Source organism: Allobosea sp. TAB14 (assembly GCF_052113865.1).
GTDB lineage: Bacteria > Pseudomonadota > Alphaproteobacteria > Rhizobiales > Beijerinckiaceae > Allobosea > Allobosea spartocytisi.
The window spans coordinates 1-6227 of record NZ_JBFRDQ010000258.1 but is presented as its reverse complement, the minus strand read 5'-3'; the positions used below and the strand labels follow the sequence as shown (position 1 = coordinate 6227).

Genomic DNA, 6227 nt, shown 5'->3' with positions numbered 1-6227 from the left:
TCATAGGGCTTCAGTACGGGCTGGCCGGTCACCGCGTTCATATGTTCACGCCTTTCCGGTACCGGGCTGCCGGTCGGCGACGAGCGCGCCGGCATGCCCCCAATCCTCCCGCTCGATCTCCTGGATCACGATATGGGTGTTCTGCGGGTTCTTGCCGAGCACCTTCACCAGGGTCTCGGTGAACTCCTTGACGATCTGCGCCTTCTGTTCGCGCGTCGCGCCCTTCGTGATCTGGAGATTGATGTAGGGCATCAGACGGTGCTCACCTCGGAGGCGGCCTCGCGGGCCTGGAGCCAGGACTCGACCTCGTGCATGACGAGCTCGCGCACATTCTCGTCGCCGATGAACTCGGCCGCCTCGCCGGCGAAGGCCTGCAGCACCAGCGCCTCCGCCTGGGGCCGCGGCAGGCCGCGYGCCATCAGATAGAAGAGCTGGTCGCCGTCGATCTGCGCGACGGTCGCGCCATGGCCGCAGACCACGTCGTCGGCGAAGATCTCGAGCTCCGGCTTGTTGAACATCGTCGCGCCGTCATTCAGCAGCAGCGCGTTGCTCTTCATGCTGCCATCGGTCTTCTGCGCATGCGGGCRCACGACGACCTTGCCCTGGAAGACGCCGGTCGACTCGCCGCTCGCGATCGTCTTGAACAATTCGCGGCTGGTGCCGTGCGGCACCTCATGGTCGACGATCAGCGTGACGTCGGAATGCTCCGAGCCGCGCAGCAGATTGACGCCGCGCAGGCCGATTTCGCTGTGCTCGCCGGCAAATCGGACGAAATGCTGCTGGCGCAGCGTGCCGGCCCTGGCGACGAAGGCGAAGGAGTCGAACTTGGCCTGGGCGCCGACGGTCGCGAGCAGGCTCTGCACCTGCACGCTCGCCGCGGCCTGCCACGTCACGATGCGGACATGCTGGATCTCGCTCTCGTCGCCGGTCTCGAAGACGATGGCGCCGTTGATCTGCTGGGCCGCCTCGCCGGCCGCCTCGCTGACCTCGACGATGGTCGCCCGGCTGCCCTGCGCCGCCAGCACGACCGAACGGTGGAACACCGCCCGCTCCTCATGGCCGGAAGCGAGGGAGACGATGACGATCGGCTGCTCCAGATTCCGGCCCTCGGCGATCTCGACGAAGACGCCGTCGCGCMTCAGTGCGGTGTTGAGCATCAGCCCGGTATCGTCGGCGCCGACCGAGGGGCCGGACAGCACGCGGGACAGGCCCTCGCGCTGAGAGACCAGTGCCTCGGACAGCGACTGCACCGAAACGCCTTCCGGAATGTCGTCGAGCGTCGAGAGGTCGGGCGCGAAGACGCCGTCGACCAGGACGAGGCGCAGGCCGTCGAGCTTCAGCGCGGCCAGGCGAGCYTTGACCGCCTCGGTGACGGCGGCGCCGTCGGCGAGCGGACGGGCCTCGCGCAGCAGCGCGCGCAGGTCGGTATAGCGCCAGGATTCGAGCCGGCGATGCGGCAGGCCCTTGGCCTCGAAGCCGGCAAAGGCGTCCTCGCGCAGCTTGCGCACAGCCGGGCCGCCCGGCAGCTCGGCCTTGCTGTCAGCGAACTGCTGGATCAGCGTCTGCTCGGCCGCCGTCTTCAGCGGGGTGACGATGGCCATCAGGCGGCCTCCCCATAGGMWGCGTAACCSSWCTTCTCGAGCTCSAGCGCCAGCTCCTTGCCGCCGGTCTTCACGATCTTGCCCTTCGACATGACGTGGACGGTGTCCGGCACGATATGATCGAGCAGGCGCTGATAGTGGGTGATGACGAGGAAGCCGCGATTCTTGTCGCGGAGCCCATTGACGCCCTCGGCGACGATGCGCAGCGCGTCGATGTCGAGGCCGGAATCGGTCTCGTCGAGGATGCACATGGACGGCGAAAGCAGAGCCATTTGAAGGATTTCCATGCGCTTCTTCTCACCGCCGGAGAAGCCGACATTGAGCGGACGGCGCAGCATGTCCTTGGCGATGCCGAGCTTGTCGGCGGCGGCGTTGACCTGCTTGATGAAGTCCGGCGTCAGGAGTTCGTCCTGCCCGCGCGCCTTGCGCTGCGCATTCATCGCGGCCTTCAGGAAGGTCATGGTGGCGACGCCGGGAATCTCCAGCGGGTACTGGAAGGCCAGGAAGATGCCGGCGGCGGCGCGGGCATCGGCCTCCATCTCCAGCACGTTCTCGCCGTTGAGCAGGATCTCGCCGTCGAGGACCTCATAGTCCTCCTTGCCGGCGATGACATAGGACAGGGTCGACTTGCCGGAGCCGTTCGGCCCCATGATCGCGGCGACCTCGCCATCATTCACGGTGAGGTTGAGGCCATTGAGGATCTGCTTGTCCTCGTCGGCGATCTTGACGACCAGATTGCGAATTTCGAGSATTGTTCAGAGTTCCATCTTGCAGGAGATGGTCGGGTCGGGCCCGACCATGACGCGCTTGGTCTCGGCGTCATGCCCGGCTTGCCCCGGGCATCTCGGAAACGATCGGGCGTCAGCCCACGGAGCCTTCAAGGGAAATGGTGATCAGCTTCTGCGCCTCGACGGCGAATTCCATCGGGAGCTGCTGCAGCACCTCCTTGACGAAGCCGTTGACGATCAGCGCCACCGCCTCCTCCTCGGAGAGGCCGCGCTGCTGGCAGTAGAAGAGCTGGTCCTCGCCGATCTTCGAGGTCGTCGCCTCATGCTCGAAGATCGCGGTCGCGGTCTTGGCCTCGATATAGGGGATGGTGTGCGCGCCGCACTGGTCGCCGATCAGCAGCGAGTCGCAGTTGGTGAAGTTGCGCGCGCCCGTCGCCTTGCGATGGGCCGAGACCATGCCGCGATAGGTCGAGTCGGACTTGCCGGCCGCGATGCCCTTGGCGATGATCTTCGAGGTCGTGTTCTTGCCGAGATGCAGCATCTTGGTGCCGCTATCGACCTGCTGCGCCCCGTTCGACACCGCGATCGAGTAGAACTCGCCGCGCGAGCCGTCGCCGCGCAGGATGCAGGACGGGTATTTCCAGGTGATSGCSGAKCCSGTYTCGACCTGCGTCCACGAGATCTTCGAGTTCTTGCCRCGGCAATCGCCGCGCTTGGTSACGAAGTTGTAGATGCCGCCCTTGCCCTCGGCATCGCCSGGRWACCAGTTCTGCACGGTCGAGTACTTGATCTCGGCATCGTCGAGCGCAATCAGCTCGACCACCGCCGCGTGGAGCTGGTTCTCGTCGCGCTTGGGAGCCGTGCAGCCTTCGAGATAGCTGACATAAGCGCCCTCGTCGGCGATGATCAGCGTGCGYTCGAACTGGCCGGTGTTCTGCTCGTTGATGCGGAAATAGGTCGACAGCTCCATCGGGCAGCGCACGCCCTTCGGCACATAGACGAAGGAGCCGTCGGTGAAGACCGCGCTGTTAAGCGTGGCGAAATAATTGTCCGTCACCGGCACCACGGTGGCGAGATACTTCTTCACCAGCTCGGGGTGTTCCTGGATCGCTTCCGAGATCGAGCAGAAGATCACGCCGGCCTGCGCCAGCTCCTTCTTGAAGGTCGTGACCACCGAAACGGAATCGAACACCGCATCGACCGCGACGCGGTTCTCCGGCGCGACGCCGGCGAGAATCTCCTGCTCGCGCAGCGGGATGCCGAGCTTCTTGTAGGTCTCCAGGATCGCCGGATCGACCTCGTCGAGGGACTTCGGCGAAGCGCCCTTCTTCGGCGCCGCATAATAATAGAGGTCCTGGTAGTCGATCGGCGGATAGTTCACGCGCGACCAGGTCGGCTCGGTCATGGTCTTCCAGCGACGGAAGGCGTCGAGCCGCCATTCGAGCATCCATTCGGGCTCGTTCTTGCGCGCAGAGATGTAGCGCACGGTGTCTTCGGTCAGGCCCTTGGCCGGCTTGTCGACCTCGAGCTCCGTGACGAAGCCGTATTTGTATTCGGTCACGTCGATCGACTTGACCTGATCGATGGTCTCCTGGACCGCTGCCATTTCTCAGTCTCCAGTGCGGGTTCAAGGCCCGCCGGTTCAATTTCTTCGTGTTGCGGAACGCGTCAGGCGGCAGCCCGGGCGCCCCGATCGGCTTGCGCAGCCACGAGCTTTTCGTAGGCCGCGAGGAAAAGATCGATGTCCGCCTCGCAGGTGGTCCATCCGAGCGAGGCCCGCAAGGCCCCTGCGCTCATGGCAGGGTCGATTTTCATCGCATCGAGCACATGCGAACGCTTGACCTTGCCCGAGGAGCAGGCCGAGCCGGAGGACAGCGCCGCGCCCATCAGGTCGAGCTTGATCAGAAGCGTCTCGGCCTTCAGGCCGGGCGTCGCGAAGGCGCTGGTATTGGGCAGGCGTTCCACCGGGCGGCCGAAGATCGCGGTCTCCGGCGCAAGCGCCAGCAAGCCGGCTTCGAGCCTGTCGCGCAACACGGCAAGCCGGGCCGCCTCCTCGCCCAGAACCTTGCGCGCAACCTCAGCCGCGGCGCCGAAGCCAATGATTCCCGGCAAGTTTTCGGTTCCGGCCCGCCAGCCGCGCTCCTGACCACCGCCACGCATCGGCTTGTCCGCGAGTTCGAGCGCGCCGGTGCGGAAGACGATAGCGCCGATCCCCTTCGGCCCGCCGATCTTATGGGCCGACAGCGTCAGCGCATCGGCACCGAGCGCCACGATATCGACCGGTATCTTGCCGGCAGCCTGCACGGCATCGCTGTGCAAAAGCCCGCCATGACGGTGAACGATGACAGCGGCCTCGGCGACCGGCTGGATCACTCCGGTCTCGTTATTGGCGAGATGGATCGAGACCAGCGCCCGCGCGCTAGGCATCTCGGCGGCGAAGCGCGCGAGCCGCGCCTCCAGCCAGACGAGATCGACGAGCCCGTCGCCATCGACAGGGATTTCCTCGGCGGAACCGGCGGCGAAGCGATGTCCATCGCGCACGCAGGCATGTTCGCTCGCGCTGTGAAGCAGGAGCGACGCCGGGACCCGCACACAATCGCGGCCGCCATCGCAATCCATCAGTCCGGGCGAGAGCACGGTGACATTCGCCTCGGTGTCCATCGCGCCGCGGGCCGCGCGCCCTTCACCATGAACGGAGGACGGGTTGCCGGGCAGGGTCAGCGCATGCGCGACCGCCTCCACCGCCTCCGGCCGCACCGGGGTCGTGGCATTGTGGTCGAGATAGGCGCGCCTTGCCGCCATCACCGTCCTGCCTGCTCCATCTTCTTCATCGCGGGCCGCGATCTCACGGGCTCGACACGAAATGCTTGAAATCGCACCTGTGCGCCGTGCTATAGCCGCCCGTCCGAACCGGCCAGAACGAGGTCGAACCGGTTTCCGAGAGCGGCATACCGTTTTGTTCTTCGTTCGTTCACGGCTGTTAGAACCATTCTAAGCGCTCTTTATCTAGGGCGCACGAGGTGGTGCCGTCAAGGGCGGCGGGCTTCAGGAGCGGCATTCGGCCGCCCCGGGCTCCGCTCCTGCCGGCATCGTCAACAAAAGGCGGTAAGACGATGCCAGAGGTGATTTTCAACGGTCCGGCAGGCCGGATCGAAGGGCGCTACCAGCCCGCCAAGAAGCGGGGCGCGCCGCTGGCGATCATCCTGCATCCGCACCCGCAATTCGGCGGGACGATGAACAACCAGATCGTCTACAACCTGTTCTACACCTTCGTGAACCGGGGTTTCTCGGCGCTGCGCTTCAATTTCCGTGGCGTCGGCCGCAGCCAGGGCCATTTCGACCACGGCGCCGGCGAGCTCTCGGACGCGGCTGCCGCGCTCGACTGGATGCAGGCGCTCAACCCCGAGGCCAAGAACTGCTGGATCGCGGGCGTTTCCTTCGGCGCCTGGATCGGCATGCAATTGCTGATGCGCCGCCCCGAGATCGAGGGCTTCCTCTCGATCGCGGCGATGGCGAACCGCTACGATTTCTCCTTCCTGGCGCCCTGCCCGTCTTCCGGCCTGTTCGTCCATGGCTCGGAGGATCGCGTCGCCCCGGTCAAGGAGGTGATGGCGGTGATCGAGAAGGTGAAGACCCAGAAGGGCATCCARATCGAGCATGCCGTGGTCGAGGGCGCGAACCACTTCTTCGACGGTCGCGTCGAGCAGCTCATGGAGCAGGTCGGCGTCTATCTCGACGGCAAGGTCGGGCCGGAGATCATCAAGTCGGAGCAGGAACAGGCCTGATCCGGACGATCAGGCAGCCGGGGCGGTCGCGCTCCGGCTTCCCTCGAGTACCGGCAGCTTCATGGAAGCTGCCCGGGCCTCCGCCAGAATCCAGTCGCGGAACAACCTGATCT

6 protein-coding genes are annotated in these 6227 nt (G+C 65.5%); 1 reads left to right on the top strand and 5 read right to left on the bottom strand.

Features of this window, described 5'->3' with window-relative positions; translation table 11 throughout:
* Window positions 1-45 precede the first annotated feature (45 nt).
* The 5 genes from AB4Y99_RS25700 to AB4Y99_RS25680 form a co-directional block, all read right to left on the bottom strand.
* On the bottom strand, window positions 46-252 hold the full coding sequence (locus AB4Y99_RS25700) for a tautomerase family protein (protein ID WP_038365758.1): 207 nt from the start codon (window positions 250-252) through the stop codon (window positions 46-48).
* On the bottom strand, window positions 252-1601 hold the full coding sequence (gene sufD / locus AB4Y99_RS25695) for a Fe-S cluster assembly protein SufD (protein WP_441525320.1): 1350 nt from the start codon (window positions 1599-1601) through the stop codon (window positions 252-254). Before sufD ends, AB4Y99_RS25700 begins: the two co-directional genes overlap by 1 nt.
* Window positions 1601-2353 carry a Fe-S cluster assembly ATPase SufC gene (gene sufC, locus AB4Y99_RS25690; RefSeq protein ID WP_441525321.1) on the bottom strand — a complete coding sequence of 251 codons (753 nt, stop codon included), beginning with the start codon at window positions 2351-2353 and terminating at the stop codon, window positions 1601-1603. Before sufC ends, sufD begins: the two co-directional genes overlap by 1 nt.
* A gap of 109 nt (window positions 2354-2462) precedes the next feature.
* The gene (gene sufB, locus AB4Y99_RS25685; RefSeq protein ID WP_441525319.1) at window positions 2463-3935 is read right to left on the bottom strand and encodes a Fe-S cluster assembly protein SufB; all 1473 of its coding nucleotides are present in this window, start codon (window positions 3933-3935) and stop codon (window positions 2463-2465) included.
* 62 nt (window positions 3936-3997) lie between these two features.
* On the bottom strand, window positions 3998-5131 hold the full coding sequence (locus AB4Y99_RS25680) for a cysteine desulfurase family protein (RefSeq protein ID WP_441525318.1): 1134 nt from the start codon (window positions 5129-5131) through the stop codon (window positions 3998-4000).
* A 311-nt stretch (window positions 5132-5442) separates the two neighbouring features.
* Between AB4Y99_RS25680 and AB4Y99_RS25675 the strand changes: the two genes are divergently transcribed.
* Complete coding sequence (locus AB4Y99_RS25675; protein ID WP_038365751.1) at window positions 5443-6114, top strand: alpha/beta hydrolase; 672 nt, start codon at window positions 5443-5445, stop codon at window positions 6112-6114.
* The last annotated feature ends 113 nt before the right edge of the window (window positions 6115-6227 follow it).